Here is an 18,649-nt window from a genome sequence, read left to right as displayed (position 1 = left end):
GCCGTGGCGGTGGGCGTGGTCGACGTTGTCGCGGAACGGCAGGTAGCCGTCCGAGGTGAAGGCGACCCCGGTGAGCCGCCGCGCCCAGTCCGCCCTCGATCAGCCGCACCTGCCAGTTGATCCGGTCCTGGCGGCGGACGCCGGACCCGAACGGCAGGGCCCGCACGGCCTGTTCGGGCAGTTCCGGGCCGGTGGCGAGGTTCAGCACGTCCCGGGTGATCGGCGCGCGGTCGCGGTCCTGGACCAGGCGGACGCCGTAGACCTCGCGGACGTCCTGCTCCGGCGCGGTGTACCCGGGGTCGGCCCTCCAGGACCAGGTACCGGCCCTGCTTCTTCCGGCTCAGCCGCTCGACCATGCCCGGGGCGTAGCCGGGGGCGATGATGCCGTCGGAGAACATCCCGCTGAGGAGTTCCGCCAGATCCAGGTCGACCGGCTCGGAGACGGCGGCGAAGTCGCCGTAGGAGGACTTGGGGTCGGCGTCGCGGGAACGCAGGTAGGCGTTGGCGACCGGGCTCAACTCGCCGTCGGTGAAGCCGTAGAGCCCCTGTGCCGCCGCGTCGATCGGTCCGGCCAGCGCCGCCCCGGCGGGCGAGACGTGCTTGACGGAGGCCGCCGCGGGCAGGCCCAGCGCCCGGCCGGTCTCGTGCACCAACTGCCAGGCGTTGAGCGCGTCCTGGATGTTGATGTGCGACGGGCTGCCGTTGACGATCCAGAACGGCCACCGGCCGGGGACCACGGCGTCGGCGGAGGCCTTCGACTGCTGGGGGTTGATTCCGTAGCGCAGGCCACTGGTGGGCCTCCCCGTTCCGGGCGTGGCTTCCCTCGGCGGACAACTGCCTTCAGCGGTGCCGGAGTTCGCGGCGCAGGAACCACAGGAGACCGGCGGAGGCCGCGAGATGGGGCCAGTAGCGGCTGACTCGGCCGTCCCCCTCGCCGCCGATGCCGTGTCCCGGCAGCAGGCCGACCCGCATGGTGGCCTCGTGGCCCGACACGTCCCGCAGGATGCTGCGGATCTGGTCCAGGGCGATGGTCCCGCCCGCCATCACGTCCAGCGCGGTGCGGGCCGACTGCTCCACGGAGAGCATCTCGCGGGCGAGTTCGACCATCACGTCGGTCAACGCCTCGCGGAACACGGTGACGATGGACAGCTCCGGCGCGATCAGCCGGACCGAACCCTCGATGTTGGCGAAGGACTTGCCGAGCAGTCCGATCATCGGGCTGGTGCGGATCCCCCGGCGGGCGGACTGCCGCAGGATGGTGCTCAGCGCCACGCCGAAGTCCAGGTTCTCCAACGAGGCGGCGGAGATCCTGGGCACCAGGCGGCTCATGTCCTCCTGGAAGCCGGGCAGGTCGGCCCGGAGGGTCGCCCTGCCCATCCCGACCCAGGCGCTGACCAGGCCCCGGGCGTCGTTCTGGGCGAGGCTGGTGAGGGTCAGCATGCCGAGCCCGCTGAGGTTGCGGTCCAGCCTGCCGACCATTCCCCAGTCGATCAGGGTGGCGCCCCGCTCCGGGTCGACGAAGACGTTTCCGGGGTGCGGATCGGCGTGGAAGCAGCGCTCGGTGAAGTAGCCCCGGTACATGAAGGCGAGCAGCTGGCTGCCGATCGCCTGCCGGGTGGCGACGGGGAGTTCCCCGGCCGGCGCCGAGCCGATCGGCCCTCCCGGGGCCAGGTCCTGCACCAGCACCTGTGGCGTCGCCCGGACCACTCCGGGCACGTTGACCAGGTCGAAGTCCGCTGTCATCCGCCGGGCGGACTCCATGTTCCGGGCCTCGACCTGGAAGTCGAGTTCGGGCTGCATGGCGTCGGAGAGGACGTGCAGGGTGGCGTCGATGTCGAAGACCGCGTCCAGTCCGGGCAGCGCGCGGCCGACGACCCGCGCGGCCCGGCGCAGCGCCGCCATGTCGGCCAGCACCCGGGCCCGGGCGCCGGGCCGCTGGATCTTGACCACGGCGGGGACGCCGTCGGGCCGGGTGGCCCGGTAGACCTGGGCGAGCGAGGCGGAGCCGAGCGGCTCGGCGGCCTCGATGTCGCGGAGTTCACGGCGCCAGCCGCGACCGAGTTCCCGGTCCAGGACCGGTTCGAACCGAGCGAACGGGGTGGGCCGCACCGCCTGGTGCAGCCGCCCGAGTTCCACGGTCAGCGCCTCGCTGATGATGTCGGGCCGGGTGGACAGCATCTGGCCGAGCTTCACGTAGAACGGGCCCAGTTCCTCCATCAGCGACCGGATCCGCACCGCCCGGCGGTGCGGGCGCTCGCCACCGCCCCGGCCCTCGCCGCGCGCGGACAGCGCGTCCGAGGTCAGCAGGGCGACCAGCCGAGCGACCTGGTTGCCGCGTGGTTCCCTCACCCGGACGTCACCGGCGAGGTCCGGCCGTCCGCGCCGAGGGCCGTGGCGAGCGACCGGGCGGCCGGGCGGGTGCAGGCGCCGAGCAGGAACTCCGCCAGGACCTCGACGGTGCAGTCCTGCCCGGTCTCCTCGTCGGTGACCCGGAACCGGCGGTCCGCCCGCAGCCCGGCACGGACCAGGGCGGCGCTGTCGGCCCCCGGACGCAGCGGGTCGCGGAGCACGCCCTCACGGGTGCGGCGCAGCGGGCCGCCGGGCCCGGACGGCTGCTCCGGGGCGGCGCTCACGCGGGCTCGGGTACGTCGGCGGGTGCCGCCTCGTACCGGCTGAGCCGGGCGGCGAGTGCGGCCACCTCCGCCCGCAGCGCGGCCAGTTCGTCCGGCTCGGGCTCGCTGCCCGGGCGCAGCGCGCGCCGCGCCGTCCGCAACGCGCTCCGCTGGACGGAATCCGAGTTCTCCAGGAATCCTTCGACACATTCGCGGGTATCGGTGACGAATTCCTCCACCGCTTCGAGCACCCCGCCGACGTATTTCGCCAGACTCGTCCGCTGCCTACCCCGGTCACTGGCCATTCATTCTCCCGTATATACGTTCGCGCGGTTGTCGTGCGCCTCACTCCGCCACCCAGCCTGACAATCACGGGGAGGGGCGTCCATAGATCGCAGGAACTGGTTCGAACGGCCTGCCCCGAGAAACCCGGAAACCCATTGACCGGACATTATCCGGTCGCGGATGCTCGGAGTTCCGGAGGACTTTCCCACGAAAAAGGAGCCGCATGGCCTACGTCGGAGAATCAGGCAGCCGGGTCGTCCGGCCATTGACGAAACCCCATCCCTCCGGCGCGCGACCGCCGACCGTGGCCGCCGAGCGGTTACCGCGCCATGTCGCAGTGATCATGGACGGGAACGGCCGTTGGGCGCTCGGGCGGGGGCTGCCCCGGAGCGCCGGGCACGAGGCGGGCGTCTCCGCGATCGTCGAGGCGGTCGACGGCGCGCTGGAGATCGGGCTGGGGCAGATCTCGGTCTTCGCCTTCTCCACCGAGAACTGGCGGCGGGATCCGGGCGAGGTCGAGTGCGTGCTGCGGGTGATCCGGCAGCTGCTGCTCGACCACGGGGAGAGCTGGTACGCGCGCGGGGTCCGGATCCGCTGGAGCGGGCGGCGCGACCGGCTGACCGAGCCGCTGGCCGGGACCCTGCGCGAGTACGAGCGGCGGACCAGGGACAACGACGGCATGAGCCTCACGGTCTGCGTCGACTACGGCAGCCGGGACGAGCTGGTGGCCGCCGCCGCACAGCTCTGCGAGGAGGTCAGGGCCGGGACGCTGGCGCTGACCGACGTCACCGACGCGGAGTTCGGCAGGCGGTTGTTCCACCCCGACCTGTTCGACGTCGACCTGGTCATCCGCACCTCGGGCGAGCAGCGGCTGAGCAACTTCCTGCTCTGGCAGAGCGCCTACGCCGAGCTCTTCTTCACCGACGTGCTCTGGCCCGACTTCGACCGGCTCGACCTGTGGCGGGCGATCGAGGGCTACGCCTCCAGGACCCGCCGCTTCGGCGCGGCCAGGGGGGTCGGATGATCCGCTTCGGCCGGGCCCTGGACCTCGCCGGGATCCGGGACCCGGCCGCGCGCCGGGAGTACCGCGCGGCCGTGCGCACCCTGCTGCGCGCGGACCCGGTCCACTGCCTGGCCGTCAGGCTGCTGGTCCCGGCGGCGCTGCAACCGCACCTGCTGGTCTGCTACTGGTTCGCCCGGGCCACCGACGCGGTCGCCGACAGCGGCCCGGCGACCGGCCGCCGGGAGCGCTTCGACCACTGGTCCGCCACCGTCCGCCGGGCCCTGGCCGAGGAGGCGGCCGGAACAGCGGCCGGTGCGGTACCGGGGCCCGGGGCGAGCCCGCAGCTGGCCGCGTTCGCCCGTACCGCGGTCGAGCGCGGGCTGCCGACCGAGTGGATCAACCGCTTCCTCAGCGGCATGCGGCAGGACGCCGAGGGGACCTCCGGCGGCGGGCGCGCCGCGCTCGCGGGCGAGGCGGAGTTCGAGCGCTACGTGGACCGGGTGTCGCTGCCGTACCTGCTGCTGCTGGTCGGCGTGCACCCCGGCTGCCGCGAGCCGGGGCACGCACGGGCGTACTGGCTGCTCGCCGCCGCCTGCCAGCGGATCGACTTCCTGGCCGACCTGGCCGAGGACGCCCGTACCGACCGTGCCGAACCTACCGACCCCGCCGACCCCGCCGACCCAGCCGACCCCGCCGACCCAGCCGACCGCGTCCGGTTGCCCGGCGCGGAGCTCGCCGTGCAGATCGCCCGCGCCCGCACCGCGCTGTACGCCGCCCGTCCGGTGCTCGACCTCACCCCCCTGGAGCTGCGTCCGATGATGAACGCCTTTCTGCTGATGCACTCGCTGCACCTGGAGGCCATCGAGCGAGCCGGTGAGCGGGTTCGGCGGCGGCGGGTCGGGCACCCGCTGCTGCCGACCGCCCGGCTGCTGCTGGCCGGACACGGGCAGGTGCGCCATGGCTGACGCCGCCGGGCACCAGGCCGTGCCCGACCCCGAGGGCTACCCCCGCGCCGGTTCGGTGACCTGGCGTCATATCGGCGAGTGGCGCTTCCTGCTGATGCTGGGCCGACTGCTGGTGCTGCAGAACGCCCACCCGGTGGTCGGCGCCGGGGTGGCGGAGCACTCGACGTACCACGCGCATCCGTGGCGCCGGGCCCAGCACACCCTGGACAGCCTGCAACGGCTGATCTACGCCGCGCCCGCCGCCCGGGCCCGCGAGATCGAGCGGATCGGCCGCCAGCACCGCCGGATCAGCGGCACCGACGCCCACGGCCGCCCCTACACGGCGGCTGATCCCGCCGCCCGCGCCTGGGTGCTCGGCACCGTGTTCGAGGGCATCGTGGCGATGTGCCGCCTGTCCGGACGCCCGCTGTCGGCGGCGGACGAGGCGCTGCTCTACCAGGAGTGGCAGGCCGTCGCGGTGTCCCTGGGCCTGCCCCGGGAGGCGCTGCCCGCCGACCCGGCGTCCTTCTGGCGGTACTTCGACACCATGCTGCGCGAGGTGCTGGAGGACAACCCGCCGGTCCGCGACCTGCTCGGGGACTTCTACCGGCACGCGGTCGCGCCCGCCCAGCTGCGCTGGTGTCCGCCGCTGTGGCTCGCGGTCCGCCCGCTCGCGGCCCGGCTGATCGTCGCCGTGATCGTGGCGGACCTGCCGCCGGCGTACCGGGACCGGCTCGGACTGACCGCCTCCGGCCGCGCCCGGACCCTCTCCCGACTCACCCACCGGGGCTGGCGGACGCTGGCCGAACGGCTGCACGGCGGCTGGCGGTACCAGGGGTACGCGGCCGACGCGATCCGGCTGGCCGGTCCGCGTGAGGACGTCGGCGGCGGCTCGCTGCTGGGCCGGTTCCGCCGGGACCTGCGTGCCCGCAAGCTGGAACGGCTGTTCACCCATGTCCTGGACCAGACCGGCGACGGCTACCTGACCCGGGCCGACCTGGAGGCGATGGCCCGCGCCGCCTGCTGGGACCTGGAACTCGACGCGGCGACCGAGACCAAGGTGTACGACGGCTTCCGCGCCTGGTGGGAGCAGATCGGCCGGGCCGCCGACGGCGAGGGGCGGATCAGCCGGGCCGGGTTCGTGGCCGCGACCCTGGCCGGTCTGGACGACGACCCGGACTACCTCAGCAAGGGCCTGGACCGGGCCACTCGCGCCCTGTTCGACGCCATCGACACCGACGGGGACGGCTTCCTCGGGCAGGACGACTACCGCCGGGCCTTCGGCAAGCGCACCCACCCCGCCGAGCTCAACCACGGATACCGGCAGCTCGACCGGGACGGCGACGGGCGTATCGATGCGGAGGAGTTTATCGCGGGATTCCGGGAATTCTTCACCGCGCGCGGCCGGGCAGCCGCCGGAAGTCACCTGCTGGGGAGGCCCTGAACACGGCGGCCGGTCCGCCCGGACCGGCCGCCTCACCCGATCCAGCGATATCCAGCCGCACCGGCCGGTCTATACATTGACGAAAAAGGTGAGCATTTTCCCGGCCGACGGAACCACCCTGCGGGTACCGCCGGAGCCACCGTGAACGAAAGGCTGCCCGTGGGAGACACAACCGACGAGACCATGCTCGCCGCGCTGCTGCGCGAGGCCGGGCAACTCGTCTCGCGGCTGGAAGTCCTGGTGCACGCCGCCGGACCTGAACCGTCCGGAAAAGGGAGCCAGGAAAGGGGGACCAGCGAAATCATCGAGCATCCGGAGAAGGGGGTTCCGGAGAAGGGGGTTCCGGAGTGGTCGGCCCCGGCGCTGGCCCGGCTGACCCAGCGTGAGACCCGGGTCATGGAACTGCTGCTGCTCGGGCTGTCCAACCGGCAGATCGCCCGTCGGATGGTCATCGCCGAGCCGACAGTGAAGAACCATCTGCACTCGATATTCGGCAAGTTGGGCGTCACCGACCGCACCCAGGCGGTGACCCGGGTCCTGCGCGGCTGAACCCGGCACGGGGTTACCGAGCCGGTTCCTCGGGTTCAGCGGACGTGGGTTCGCCGGATGCCGCGTCGGCGGACGCGGGTTCGGTGAGGACCAGGTCGAGCAGGCCGGGGAAGTACTGGTCGAACTCCGCGCGGCGGAGCCGGTTGAGGCGGCGCGGCCCCTCGTCCCGCTGCTCGATCAGCCCGGCCGAGCGCAGCACGGTGAAGTGGTGGCTGCGGGTCGCCTTGGTCACGGCCAGGTCGAAGGTGCCGCAGGCGCGGGTCCAGTCGGGGTTCGCGGCCAGTTCCTTGACGATGGCGCGGCGGATCGGGTCGGCAACCGCCACCAGAGCGTCCTGCAGCGCGACCTCGGACGGGTGGGTGTGGGTCAGGTTGCGGGTGCGGGCGGACACGGTTCCCTCCTTGCAGAGTGTTCGATGTTAGCCATACACTAATGTGGTCGACCTACGTCGAACACATTACCCGTAACCACGCATTCCGGAAAGCGAGTCCTCCCATGCCTCTGGTCCAGATCGATCTCGCCGACACCCGCACCCCCGAGGCCCGCCGCGCCATCGCCTCCGGCGTGCACCGGGCCCTGGTCGACACCGTCGGCATCCCCGCCGGGGACCGCTTCCAGATCATCACCCCGCACCCCGCCGACGAGCTGGTCTTCGACCCCGACTACCTCGGCGTCGACCGCCGGGACGTGGTCTTCGTCCGGATCACCCTGGTCGAAGGCCGCCCGGCGCAGCTCAAGCTCAAGCTGCACCAGCAGATCACCGCCAACCTGACCGACGCCGGGGTCCGGCCCGAGGACGTCCTCATCACGCTCACCGACAACGCCCTCGCCAACTGGTCGCTCGGCAACGGTGAAGCGCAGTTGGCCGCCCAGGGCTCGGTACCGGGCGCCGTCTGAATCCGCCGGCGGAGCGGGTCGGCCGCCCGTGATCAGCCGACCACCAGGCCGGTGGCCCGCAGCGAGGCCACGAGTTCGGCCGGGGCGGTGGCCACCGAGCCCGCCGAGTAGGGCGGTTGGGGGTCGTACTCGACCACCAGCTGGATCGCCTCAGCGACGCGGTCACCCGCCAGCCGACCGGTCAGCCGCAACGCGAGGTCGATCCCGGCCGAGACCCCGGCGGCGGTGGCGTACTTGCCGTCGACGACCACTCGGTCCGGGACCGGGACCGCGCCCATGGCACCCAGCTCGTCCAGGCAGATCCAGTGCGAGGTGGCCCGCCGCCCGGTGAGGAGCCCGGCGGCGGCCAGCAGCAGCGAGCCGGAGCAGACGGAGGTGGTCCAGCTGGTCGCCCGGTCCACCGCGCGCAGCCAGTCGAGTACGGCCTCGTCCCGCAGCTGGTCGGCGGTGCCCGGGCCACCCGGAACGAGCAGCACGTCCGGGGCGGTGACCTCGGACAGCGGAACCTCGGCGGTGAGCGCCAGGCTGTCCATGTCGGTGCGGACCGGCCCGGGCTTCGCGGCGGTGAAGACCACCTCCGCGCCGGGGATACGGGACAGGATCTCGTACGGCCCGACCGCGTCGAGGGCGGTGAAGCGGTCGTACAGCAGGATGGCGATCTGCATCAGCGTGCTCCGTTCTGGTGGGCTCGGTGCGGTTCGCGGTCTCAGTGCGGTTCGCGGTCTCGGTGCGGTTCGCGGTCTCAGTGCGGTTCGCGGTCTCAGTGCGGTTCGCGGTCTCAGTGCGGTCGCTGGGCCTGGTGGGGCCGGAAGCGGCGGCGGTACTCGACCGGTGGCACGGCCAGGGTGCGGACGAAGGCCCGGCGCATCGCCTCCGACGTGCCGTAGCCGCAGCGGCGGGCGATCTCCTCGATCCCGTCCACGGTGTCCACCAGCAGGCGGCGGGCGGTCTCCAGGCGCACCCCCTCCACGTACCGGCCGGGGGTCACCCCGACCTCGGCCGCGAAGGCGCGGGCGAAGTGCCGGGGCGAGAGCGTGGAGCGGCGGGCGAGGGCCTCGACCGAGAGGTCGTCGCCCGGGTGTTCCGCGATCCACCGCTGGACGTCCCGCAGCGGCTGCCGCTCGGCCAGCTGCGCGGCGAGCTGGGTGCTGAACTGCGCCTGGCCTCCCGGCCGACGCAGGAACATCACCAGGTGCCTGGCGACGGTCAGCGCGACGTCCCGGCCGTGGTCCGCCTCGACCAGCGCCAGGGCCAGGTCGATTCCCGCCGTCACCCCGGCCGAGCTGGCGAACTTCCCGTCCGTCAGGAAGATCGGCTCGGGATCGACCTCGGCCTCGGGGAAGCGCCGTGCGAGCGCGTCGCTGAAGGCCCAGTGCGTGGTCACCCGGCGGCCGCCCAGCAACCCGGCCTCGGCCAGCAGGAACGCGCCGGTGCACACCGACACCACCCGCTCGGCCGCAGCCGCCAGGACCGCGATCCGGCGGACCAGCGCCGGATCGGGGTCGTCCATCGTGGTGCCGCCGGGCACGACCAGGGTGTGCGGCGCGGCCAGCCGGTCCAGCTGCTCGTCGGGTACCAGTCGCAGCCCGCTACAGCTGCGCACCACCCGGCCGCCGAGAGCGGCGGTGGTGATCCGGTACGCCTCCGGATCCCCGAGCGCGGCCCCGGCCCCGGCGAACACCTCCAGCGGACCGGTCACGTCAAGGCTCTGCACACCCTCGTAGAGGACGATGACCACACGTCGGTACGTCATGCGGTCGAGCCTCGCAGCCTGCGGTCATGGCAGCAATGACGGGCTTCCCACCTTTACTGCCATGCCCTGCTACTGCCATGCCCTGCCGTCGCCGCCCTGCCCCGGTCTCATCCCGCGCTGCCCAGGAACCCGCCGACGACGGCGTCGAAGGCCTTCGGCGCGGTGACCGGGATCAGGTGCCCGACGTGCGGGACGACCACCAGGTGGGCGGCGGGCACCGCCGCCGCCATGGTGTGCGCGTCCGGCAGGCACTCCCGGTCCCGCTGCCCGCACAGCACCAGTGTCGGCGCGGTGATCGACGGCAGCAGGTCGGTCAGGTCGGTGGCCTCCATCGCGCCGACGACGGCCAGCCACCCGGCCCGGTCCGGCACGTCGGTGACCGCCCGCACCAGCCACCCCGGCCAGCGGCGATAGCGGCGGATGAGTCCCGGCCCGGACCGCGCGGGCGCGATCACCGGTCCGCTGAGGACCAGCCGGTCCACCAACTCCGGGCGCTCGGCGGCGACTCCGGCCGCGACCACCGAACCCAGCGAGATCCCGCAGACGTGCGCGGGTCGGTGCCGCTCCGCGAGCCGGGCGACCCCGGCGACCGCCCGGGCCATGCTGAACGGCCCCGGCGAGCAGCCGAATCCGGGCAGGTCGACCGCGACGACGTGGTAGCGGTCGGACAGGGAGGCGAGTTGCCGCCGCCACATGCGCGCCCCCTGCCCCGAGCCGTGGACCAGCAGCAGCGTGGGACGGCCGGGATCACCCGCCTCCCGGGTGGACAACTCCGCTGTCACTGGGCCGGAGCATTCGTCAGCCGGGTCAACTGCGCCCGGAGCGCCGTTGGTTCGAGGCCGCGTGGGCGGGCGGAGCCCCGGTCCGGGATCACGCGACGGTAGTTGATCGGCGCGGGCGCGTCGGCGCGGTGCGGCGGCGCGGTGGCGAACAGCGTGTCCGCCCATTCCGCTTCCCATGAATCCGCCCGGGTCCTGGTCACCCGGCAGAGGCTACCCGCACCCCGAACCTCCCTCGCCCGCCTGTGCGACCGTTCCCGGGCGAGGCCGCTCCGGACGGGGTGAGGCCCTGGCCGACGGACTGTTCGGCTAGCCGACGGCGTCCCGGCCGGGGGTCAGCGCGCTCCCGCCGCCCGCCCGGACCACCGTGGCGACCACGGCCGCGCCGACCGCCAGCAGCACCGTGGCGAGCGCGGAGCCGACCAGTACCGGGCCCGCGCCCAGAGCCGAGGTCAGCGGGCCGCCGAGGGCGGTGCCGATGGGATCGGAGGTGAGCAGGGCGGCCCCGCGGACGGCGAGGACGGTGGTCAGCAGCGCCGCGGGGGTGCGCTGCTGGAACAGGGTGAACGAGAGGGCGTTGAACGGACCGTAGATCAGCCCGCCGAGCGCGAAGCAGCCCAGCGAGACCGCCGTGGGCACCGCGAGCCCGACCGGGAGCAGGACCACTCCCCACCCGGCGACGATGCCCAGGGTGACCGGCCACAGCGGCAGCCGCCGCAGGCCGCCGACCGCCAGGCTGCCGAGCACCGCGCCGACGCCGAAGCACGCCCAGTACAGCCCGAGCAGCCCGGCGCCGGCGTGCAGATCCCGGCTGACGTGCAGCGGCAGGGCGACCTCGACCGGGCCGTAGAGGAAGTTGAACGCCCAGGTCAACGCGATGATGCCGAGCAGTTCCGGCTGCCCGCGCAGCAGTCGGAGCCCGGACCCGGCGTGGTCCGCCGTCGGCGCGGCCGGGGCGGCGGCCAACGCCAGTCGCCCCACCTGGAGCGCGAGGACCGCGAAGGACAGGGCGTTCAGGCCGATGATCCAGGCCGGGCCGATACCCGCCACCAGCAGCCCGGCGACGGCCGGGCCGAGCACCATGGCGGCCGAGGAGCTGGAGCTGACCAGCGCGTTCGCGGCCAACCTGAGCTCCGGCACCAGTAGCTGCCCGAGCAGGCCGTACTTTCCGGCGCTGCCCCAGGAGCTGAGCAACGACGACCCGCCGAGCAGGACCACGTACAGCACCGGGTTGAGCAGCCCCGCCGCCCAGGCCAGCGGGACGCAGCCGAGGCACAGCGCGCGCAGGGACGCGTTGGCGACCAGCAGCCGCCGCGCCGGAACCCGGCGCAGCCGACGGCCGAGCACCAGCGCCCCGACCACGCCCGGCAGCGAGTACGCGGCCACGGCCGCCCCGAGCAGCAGCCCCGCGCGGCCGGGCGGCGCGATCAGGATCGCCAGCCAGGCCACGGCGACCGCGCTCATCCCGTCGCCGAAGTCGGAGACCGCCATCGCCGGCAGCAGCCGCCGGAACGTCGCGTGGGCGAGCAGCGGGCGGTAGGCGGAGGGCAGCAGCCGGGTGGTCCGGGTCGGTGTCATCACGCCAGCCTTCTGGTTCAAGCGCGCTTGATGTCAAGCGCGGTGAACCGGGCGGCCCCCGGGCGCGGCTACAGCGGGGAGAGCTCGCCCAGGCCGATGGTGCGGAGCAGGTGGTCGGCCATCTGCCGGTGCCCGACGGCGTTCGGGTGGATCAGGTCGTCCAGCCAGGCGATGGGGTCGGCGTCCGGGAAGCGGACCAGCCAGTGCGCCTCGTGGTCGACCAGCAGCGCTCCGGTCTCGGCGGCGAGCTCCCGCACCGCCTGGCAGTAGGCGGGCATCTCCGGGCGGTCGGACTGGCCGCCCGTGCTCACCAGCAGCGGGGTCTGCACGATGACCTGCGCACCGGCCGCCTGGCCCTTGCCGATCAGCGCCCGCATCGAGTCGCGGAACTCGCCGAGGCCGTCCAGCCCGGCGCGCGCGTCGTTGGTGCCGAGCGAGAGGGAGAGCACGTCCGGCTGGAACTGGCCGATGTGGCGCTCGTAGGCGCCGAGCAGGCTCGGGGCGCGCCAGCCGGAGACGCCGGTGTTGATCACCAGGTCGGTCAGCCGGTTGAGCTGCCAGCGGATCCGCTCGTGGACGTGCTCGGCCCAGCTGCGCTCACCGTGCGTGTGCAGTACCCCATGGGTGATGCTGTCCCCGGTCAACACCCAGGTCATCGGTTCGTCGGAAAGCTCGATCACGGGGTCCTCCCCTGCAGCACGGCCTCGACCAGCTGGTGCCCGTCGAGCAGTGATGATCGTATGGGTTCCCTACCCGACGGCGGGTTCCAGATCGAGCACGAGCGCGTCCTCCACCCTGACGTAACCGAGCCGCTGGTAGATCGAGTTGCTGGTCGGGTTCTCCAGGTCGGTGTACAGCAGCACCTCGGTCGCGCCCTGGCCCAGCGCGTGCGCCGAACCCGCCGCGACGACGCCGCCGGCGTACCCGCGACGGCGCAGCTCGGACGGGGTGTAGACCGGCCCGATCCGGGACATCCCGGCGATCACCGGGCTGACCGCCGCGAGTGCGACCGGGCGGCCCCCGTCCTCCCAGACGTGCAGCAGGCCCTCGGCGGTCCGCTGCCCGACCACCGCGTCGAAGTCCGCCCCGGCGGAGGCGGTCCCGCTCTCCGCCGCGAAGGCCGCGTACCAGCCGACCAGCAGCGCGTGGTCGGCGGCGACGGCGAGCCGGGGCGAGCCGTTCGGCGCGGGCTGCGGCCGCGCCAACGTGCCCAGGTGGTAGAGCCGTTCGTGCCGCAGCAGCCGCGACCGGCCGCCGGTGGCCCGTTCCCAGGACCGCGCGAAGACGGTGACCAGCTGCTTGTTCCCGTGCACGGACGGCACCGCCACGTCGCCCGCCTCGGCCAGCGCCTCCGCCAGCCGCCCGGCTGCCTCCGCGCCCATCACACCGAGGACCACCCCGAGCGGCGGCGTCTGCACGAACACACCGGACACCGGGCCCCGCGACTCCTCCCGCCACCACCCGAAACGCGGTCGCCCGGCGCCGAAGCTGTACGGACCGGCCTTGGTCAGCCGGTCGACGACGGTCAGCGGCACGGTGTTCCGTACCGGATCGGCAGCGAGGAAGTCACCGGCAGCCGCTCGGAAGTCGACCAGCGAGGTGCTCAGGGTCCAGGTCATGCCCCATCCTGTTCCACCCGCGCCCGGACGGGGCAGGCGGGGTGTCAGCCACCGGGCGGGGTGTCAGCCACCGGCGGGGCGGCCGACCAGGTCGCCGATCGAGTGGCGCGGGTCGCCGCCCCCGCTCTCCGGCCTCCCCCTGGTGGAGACCCAAGCGCCCGCGACACCCGATCGTGCTCTCCGGAACCGGTCCTTAGACTGAACCACATGTCAGCCACGGACCTGCGGCGGATCGCTGCCTTCCGAATGTCCTTCGCCCGCCGCCAGGCCGCCGAGGCGACCGCGATCCCGGGTGGCGCGGTGGTGCTGGATCCGGAGTTCGCGGCCTCGTACGAGCACAACCAGCTGGTGGTCGAGGGCCCGGTGGCGCCACCCGACCTGGTCGCGCTGGCCGACGCGGCGCTCGGCCACCTGCCGCACCGGCAGATCGCGATCCTGGACGACGCCCTCGGCGTCGCCTGCGCGCCCGCGCTCGTCGCCGCCGGGTACACGCACCACCCCGAACTCGTGATGACCCACTCCGGCGCCGCCCCGGCTCCCGGCGCCTCCGCCGAGGCGGTCACCCTGGCCGAACTGCGGCCCGCGCTGCTCGGGCAGCAGCGCAGCTGGATGCCGGAGGCCGAGGACGAGGTGCTCCGCCAGCTCACCGACCGCCGGGCGGCCCGGCTGCGCGGCGCGGAGCAGGTCCGCTTCCTCGCGGTGCGGGACGAGCAGGGCGACGTGGCCGCCTGGGCCGACCTCTACCTCGACCCGGCCCAGGACGTCGCCCAGATCGAGGAGGTGGTCACCGTCGACGACCGCACCCGACGCGGCTACGCCGACACGGTGCTGGCCACCGCCCTGCGCCAGGCCTCCGGCTACGGCCTGTTCTTCCTGGTCGCCGAGCCGGACGACTGGCCGCGCCACTGGTACGCCCGCCGCGGCTTCACCGCGATCGGCCACTCGCACCGCTTCTCCCGCACCTGATCCGAGCACCGGAGGCCCGGGACGATGCCGGTGTCGGTGTTCCCCGGCAACACGGGCCGGGGAACACCGACTGGCGCTCAGTTGAGCAGGAGCACGGCCGGGTTGTCGTACAGGGTCGGGTCGAACGGCGGAACGCCGGTGCCGTTGATGCCCCAGCCGAGCTTCACCGAGCCCTTGGCGTTGTTCACCACCGTGTCCACCCGCAGCGTCAGGCTGAAGTGGTAGACGCTGCCGACCGGGACGAGTCCGACCGTGTCCGGACCGCAGGTGTACGGGCCGTGCGCGGTCTCGGTCGGGTCGTTGGAGGTCTCCGGGTAACAGGTGCTGCTGCTGCCGACGACGGTCGTGCCCGGGGGCGGCGTCACCACGACGTACGGGGTGTCGTCGCCGCCGCTGCGGTCGTAGAGCGTGGCCGGGCCGTGGTTGTCCATGGTGAAGGACATGGCGACGGTCTTGCCCTTGGCCGCCTTGGCGCTGGAGCCGGTCACCCCGAAGTCGGCGGTGTTGTCGGCGTAGATGTCGGCGATCCCGTAGCCCTGGTCCTCGCTCGGGAGCTGGACGGTGCCGGCCGGGGCGCTGCCGGCCTGCCCCGCCGCCAGCGTGGTCAGCCCCAGGGCGGCCCCGCTGCCCTTGCGCCAGGTCTCACCGGTCACCGGCGTGGTCAGCCAGCTGAACGTGCTGGCGTCCGCGCCGGGCGCGGCCTGCACGTCGAGGTAGCTGTAGAGGGCCTGGGAGCCGACCGCCAGCTTCACCGGCTGGGCCAGCTCGACCTTGGCGTCGACCCGCAGCACGCCGCCGAAGCTGCACAGGGCCGCGTCGTCGGAGGGATGCCCGGCCACCAGGTGCGAGCGGTACTCACAGTTGCTGTAGCGCGTGGCGAAGGTCAGCCCCGGGGACAGCACCAGCGCCACCTTGGAGCCGACGGCAGGCCGGTCCCCGGCGTTGCCGAAGACCACCGGCTCGGAGACGGTCGAGCCGACCTTGAGGTTCGTGTGGGCCGCGAGCGTGCCCAGCTGGTACTCGGGGCCGCCGACGATCACCTCTCCGGTGCCGCCCACCAGCGTGGCCTGGGTCGAGCTCGCGCTGACCTTGTACGAGCCGGTCGCGCCCAGCTTGGCGCCCGGTAGCGCGGACAGCGTCAGACCCGCCGTCCCACCCGTGGTGGCGGTGGCCGAGGTCGAGTCGAAGTACAGCGCGTCCTGGCAGACGGCGACCAGCCCGTGGACCGAGCAGGTACCCCCGAAGGTGACCTTGGCAACCGAGGCCAGGCCGCGCGCGTCGATGGTGACGGTGTCGTTCACCCAGCCGAGGTGGTTGGCCTTGGTGCTCCACTGCAAGCTCGTCTGGGCCGGTTGCGCCGCGCTCGACGGCAGCGCGATCGCGGCGGGTGCGGCCAGGTCGATGACCGGCTTGGCGGTGGCCGCCTCGGCGCCGCCGACCAGGAAGGTGCCGCCGAGCGCGACGACGGCGGTACTGATGGCGAGTGCTCGCCGGATGGATACCTGTGGCATCCCGTGCCCCCCTTGCTTGCTTCGTCGTCTGTGCACGGCACTTCCCGGGCACAGCGTTCTCACGGGCGAATCCAAGCAGACCGGGACCGCACCGAGCGCGCGTATTTCGAGGACTTGAGCACAGACCGGGTCAAAGCCGAGCCGATTCATACCGAATCCCGGTCGGGGGCGGGTGGGGCTGGTCGGGTCGGCCGTTCGGCGGAGTGGTGGGTGAGTGCGGGTGCGGCGGGGGCGGGTGGGCGGTCGACTGGGGGTGCACCGCCGTCCGCCGCGACCCAGGAGAGCGAACTTGGCTGCTGATCCGCCTGCGACCGCCCCGGCGGCGACGTGACCGACGCGTCCGCGCCGCGTCCGGCCGCCGCCGCGCGGGTGCCCCCGGCGATCGCCTGGTCCTGGGCCGCCGCCGGTCGCGGCGCGCTGTTCGCGCTGCCCGCCGCGCTGGTGGCGCCGCACGACCCGGGCCAGGGCCTGTCGCTGGCCATCGGTGTGCTGCCGGCCGCGCTGATCGGGCTGCCGCCCACCCGGCGGGCCCGGCTCGGGATCCCGGTGGGCGGGCTGTGCGTGGGGCTGCCGATGGTGCTCGGCTCACTGCTGTCGCACCAGGACCTGCTGGCCGTGTTCGGCGTCTTCGCGTTCGCGGTCGCGGCGGCGCGGCTGGCCGCCCGGCGTCGGTTCGGGATGATCGCCATGTCGCTGTGCCTGCCGATGGTCGGCGCGGGCCTGAGCTACCGGGACGTCGGCCAGGCCGCCGGATTCGCGCTGCTGATCCTCTGCGGCTCGCTCTACGCCTACCTGCTGACGCTGCTGTGGCCGGAGCGCCCGGGCCCGGCCGGGGCCGACCCGCCGGTGCTGATGGACCGGCGGACCGCGCTGGACTACGGTCTGCGCCTCGGCGGCTGCGGGGCGAGCGCCGCCGCCTGCGGGCTGGCGCTGGCGCCCACCCACCCCGGCTGGCCGGTCACCGCCGCGCTGCTGGTGATGCGGCCCGCCGCCGACATGCAGCGGCTGCGCAGCGTCGGCCGGGTGGTCTCGGTCGTCGTCGGCGGGGCGGCCGCGCTGCTGCTGCTCCGCGCCGATCCGCCCGGCTGGGGCTACGCGCTGACCTGCCTGGGCGCGATCACGCTCGCCACCGCCACCCACGGCAGCCACTGGTACCTGACGCCCGCCTTCACCAGCCTGCTGGTGCTGCTGATGCTGCTGCACGCCGAACCGGCACAGGCCCACGGCCGGTTCAACGAGCGGGTGACCGCCACCCTGGTCGGCGTCGCCCTCGCCTACCTGTTCGGGCTGCTGCTGCCCCGGATCACGGGGCCCGGGATCCTCAAGCGCCAGGGCGCGGAGGGCCGGTCGAGACCGCGCGTAGAGTGACCCCACGTCAGTCCTGACCGGAAGAGACCTGACCGGAAGAGAGCAGGCCACGTGGAGCCGACGACGCATGCCCCGGACCGGTCCCGACCCGCGCGCCTCGCCGTCCACGGCGCCGTCTCCGGCGAGTTGGCGCTGCTCAGCGACCGGAAGCTGCGGCAGCTCGTCGACGCCGCGCCGCCGCTGGGGGACGGGATCGGCGGCCGGGCGGCGCTGCTGGAGGTCGACGGCACACCGGTCTTCGTGAAGCGCGTCCCGCTGACCGACCTGGAGCTGCGGCCCGAGCACCGGCACTCCACCGCGAACCTGTTCCAGCTGCCCGTCATCTGCCAGTACGGCATCGGCGGGCCCGGCTTCGGCGCCTGGCGGGAGCTGGCGGTGCACCGGCTGACCACCGGCTGGGTGCTCGGCGGCGAGTACGAAGGCTTCCCGTTGATGTACCACTGGCGGGTGCTGCCGGACGTCCCGCAGCCGCTCCCGGAGGAGTTGGCCGACGTGGACGCGGCGGTCGCCTACTGGGAGGGGTCGCCCGCCGTCCGCGAGCGGATCGAGGCACTCGCCGAGGCGAGCAGCAGCCTGGTGCTGTTCCTGGAGTACCTGCCGGAGACGCTGCGCGGCTGGCTGACCGGGCGGCTGGCCGAGGGCGGCGAGGCGGCGGAGGCGGCCTGCACCCTGGTCGACCGGGAGCTGGCGGCCGGAACCGGCTTCATGAACTCCCGCGGGCTGCTGCACTTCGACGCCCACTTCGCGAACGTACTCACCGACGGCGAACGTCTGTACTTCACCGACTTCGGCCTGGCCGTCCATGAGCGCTTCGAGCTCACCGAGGCCGAGGCCGCCTTCTTCCGCGAGCACCGCCGCTACGACCGCTGCTACACCGAGACGGCGCTGGCGCTCTGCCTGGCGACCACCGTGCACGGGCTGCGCGAACCGGAGCGGTCGGCCACGGTCCGGGCCTGGGCGCGGGGCACGCCGCCGACCGGCGGACCGGCGGCGGCCACCGAGATCATCACGCGGTACGCGCCAGTGGCGGCGGTGATGGGCGAGTTCCGACGGCAGCTTGAGCACGTCAGCCGGAGCACCGCCTACCCGGCCGGGGACGTCCCGGAGCACTACCACCAGCGGTGAGGATCCCCCATCCGGCGGACCGCCGGGTCCCGGCGGCACCGACGGCGTACCGAATGCCGCGAAGTCCTTACCGTCCCCCTACCGGATGCCCGATCATGGCTGGTGCGTACCCCCGTACGGAAGCACTGGCTCCCATGAGCCACACTTGTTGTGATTGATCGCACTGTTTCCCGGTCGGGCATGATGGGGATCGCACCTCAAGCCTGCACGGCCGAC

General features: G+C 73.6%; 20 protein-coding genes and 1 pseudogene. 8 read left to right on the top strand and 13 right to left on the bottom strand.

Annotated elements, in window-relative coordinates:
- Positions 1–314: 314 nt before the first annotated feature.
- The 4 genes and pseudogenes from GXP74_RS42005 to GXP74_RS02025 all read right to left on the bottom strand — a co-directional run.
- Positions 315–899: pseudogene (locus GXP74_RS42005) on the bottom strand (hypothetical protein); the annotation flags it as partial.
- On the bottom strand, positions 841–2,349 hold the full coding sequence (locus GXP74_RS02035) for an AarF/ABC1/UbiB kinase family protein (RefSeq protein ID WP_182449693.1): 1,509 nt from the start codon (positions 2,347–2,349) through the stop codon (positions 841–843). The pseudogene GXP74_RS42005 and the gene GXP74_RS02035, both read right to left, overlap by 59 nt.
- Entirely contained in the window at positions 2,346–2,633 is a 288-nt protein-coding gene (locus GXP74_RS02030; RefSeq protein ID WP_182449692.1) for a hypothetical protein, read from the bottom strand. Before GXP74_RS02030 ends, GXP74_RS02035 begins: the two co-directional genes overlap by 4 nt.
- Complete coding sequence (locus GXP74_RS02025; RefSeq protein WP_182449691.1) at positions 2,630–2,917, bottom strand: hypothetical protein; 288 nt, start codon at positions 2,915–2,917, stop codon at positions 2,630–2,632. The genes GXP74_RS02030 and GXP74_RS02025 overlap by 4 nt, the downstream gene beginning before the upstream one ends.
- A 203-nt stretch (positions 2,918–3,120) precedes the next feature.
- On the opposite strand from GXP74_RS02025, the gene uppS reads away from it, so the two are divergent.
- From uppS to GXP74_RS02005, 4 genes are all read left to right on the top strand, one after another.
- A complete protein-coding gene (uppS, locus tag GXP74_RS02020) occupies positions 3,121–3,921 on the top strand; it encodes a polyprenyl diphosphate synthase (protein ID WP_182449690.1) in 801 nt (266 codons plus the stop codon).
- Positions 3,918–4,865: a squalene/phytoene synthase family protein gene (locus GXP74_RS02015; protein ID WP_182449689.1), complete on the top strand. Its 948-nt coding sequence runs from the start codon at positions 3,918–3,920 to the stop codon at positions 4,863–4,865. Before uppS ends, GXP74_RS02015 begins: the two co-directional genes overlap by 4 nt.
- Positions 4,858–6,288 carry an oxygenase MpaB family protein gene (locus GXP74_RS02010; RefSeq protein WP_182449688.1) on the top strand — a complete coding sequence of 477 codons (1,431 nt, stop codon included), beginning with the start codon at positions 4,858–4,860 and terminating at the stop codon, positions 6,286–6,288. The genes GXP74_RS02015 and GXP74_RS02010 overlap by 8 nt, the downstream gene beginning before the upstream one ends.
- Positions 6,289–6,447: 159 nt before the next feature.
- Positions 6,448–6,837, top strand: coding sequence for a response regulator transcription factor (locus tag GXP74_RS02005; RefSeq protein WP_225447659.1), 390 nt, complete (start codon positions 6,448–6,450; stop codon positions 6,835–6,837).
- 13 nt (positions 6,838–6,850) lie between these two features.
- Here the strand turns inward: GXP74_RS02005 and GXP74_RS02000 are convergent, their stop codons facing one another.
- Complete coding sequence (locus GXP74_RS02000) at positions 6,851–7,228, bottom strand: helix-turn-helix transcriptional regulator (protein WP_225447658.1); 378 nt, start codon at positions 7,226–7,228, stop codon at positions 6,851–6,853.
- A 104-nt stretch (positions 7,229–7,332) separates the two neighbouring features.
- Here GXP74_RS02000 and GXP74_RS01995 point away from each other — a divergent pair, with 104 nt between their 5' ends.
- Positions 7,333–7,734, top strand: coding sequence for a tautomerase family protein (locus GXP74_RS01995; RefSeq protein ID WP_182449687.1), 402 nt, complete (start codon positions 7,333–7,335; stop codon positions 7,732–7,734).
- A 32-nt stretch (positions 7,735–7,766) separates the two neighbouring features.
- On the opposite strand, the gene GXP74_RS01990 is transcribed toward GXP74_RS01995, so the two are convergent.
- From GXP74_RS01990 to GXP74_RS01960, 7 genes are all read right to left on the bottom strand, one after another.
- Entirely contained in the window at positions 7,767–8,399 is a 633-nt protein-coding gene (locus GXP74_RS01990; RefSeq protein WP_182449686.1) for a DJ-1/PfpI family protein, read from the bottom strand.
- A gap of 113 nt (positions 8,400–8,512) precedes the next feature.
- A complete protein-coding gene (locus GXP74_RS01985; RefSeq protein WP_182449685.1) occupies positions 8,513–9,487 on the bottom strand; it encodes a GlxA family transcriptional regulator in 975 nt (324 codons plus the stop codon).
- 107 nt (positions 9,488–9,594) lie between these two features.
- Positions 9,595–10,269, bottom strand: coding sequence for an alpha/beta fold hydrolase (locus GXP74_RS01980; RefSeq protein WP_182449684.1), 675 nt, complete (start codon positions 10,267–10,269; stop codon positions 9,595–9,597).
- Positions 10,266–10,469, bottom strand: a complete 204-nt coding sequence (locus GXP74_RS01975) for a hypothetical protein (protein WP_182449683.1) — start codon at positions 10,467–10,469, stop codon at positions 10,266–10,268. Before GXP74_RS01975 ends, GXP74_RS01980 begins: the two co-directional genes overlap by 4 nt.
- 106 nt (positions 10,470–10,575) lie before the next feature.
- Positions 10,576–11,844 carry an MFS transporter gene (locus GXP74_RS01970; RefSeq protein WP_182449682.1) on the bottom strand — a complete coding sequence of 423 codons (1,269 nt, stop codon included), beginning with the start codon at positions 11,842–11,844 and terminating at the stop codon, positions 10,576–10,578.
- Between the two features lie 68 nt (positions 11,845–11,912).
- Positions 11,913–12,524 (bottom strand): SGNH/GDSL hydrolase family protein, encoded by a 612-nt coding sequence (locus tag GXP74_RS01965; RefSeq protein ID WP_182449681.1) that lies wholly within the window; start codon positions 12,522–12,524, stop codon positions 11,913–11,915.
- Positions 12,525–12,593: 69 nt separating this feature from the next.
- On the bottom strand, positions 12,594–13,463 hold the full coding sequence (locus GXP74_RS01960; RefSeq protein WP_182449680.1) for a GNAT family N-acetyltransferase: 870 nt from the start codon (positions 13,461–13,463) through the stop codon (positions 12,594–12,596).
- Positions 13,464–13,670: 207 nt separating this feature from the next.
- On the opposite strand from GXP74_RS01960, the gene GXP74_RS01955 reads away from it, so the two are divergent.
- Entirely contained in the window at positions 13,671–14,429 is a 759-nt protein-coding gene (locus GXP74_RS01955; RefSeq protein WP_182449679.1) for a GNAT family N-acetyltransferase, read from the top strand.
- Positions 14,430–14,506: 77 nt separating this feature from the next.
- Here GXP74_RS01955 and GXP74_RS01950 read toward each other — a convergent pair whose 3' ends face one another.
- On the bottom strand, positions 14,507–15,940 hold the full coding sequence (locus tag GXP74_RS01950; protein ID WP_182449678.1) for a hypothetical protein: 1,434 nt from the start codon (positions 15,938–15,940) through the stop codon (positions 14,507–14,509).
- Positions 15,941–16,267: 327 nt separating this feature from the next.
- Between GXP74_RS01950 and GXP74_RS01945 the strand changes: the two genes are divergently transcribed.
- On the top strand, positions 16,268–17,308 hold the full coding sequence (locus GXP74_RS01945) for an FUSC family protein (RefSeq protein ID WP_182449677.1): 1,041 nt from the start codon (positions 16,268–16,270) through the stop codon (positions 17,306–17,308).
- Positions 17,309–17,359: 51 nt separating this feature from the next.
- The gene (locus GXP74_RS01940) at positions 17,360–18,433 is read left to right on the top strand and encodes a protein kinase family protein (protein ID WP_182449676.1); all 1,074 of its coding nucleotides are present in this window, start codon (positions 17,360–17,362) and stop codon (positions 18,431–18,433) included.
- The last annotated feature ends 216 nt before the right edge of the window (positions 18,434–18,649 follow it).

It is taken from the genome of Streptacidiphilus sp. P02-A3a, assembly GCF_014084105.1.
In the GTDB taxonomy this organism is placed as follows: Bacteria; Actinomycetota; Actinomycetes; order Streptomycetales; family Streptomycetaceae; genus Streptacidiphilus.
This window is presented reverse-complemented; position numbering and strand designations above follow the sequence as displayed.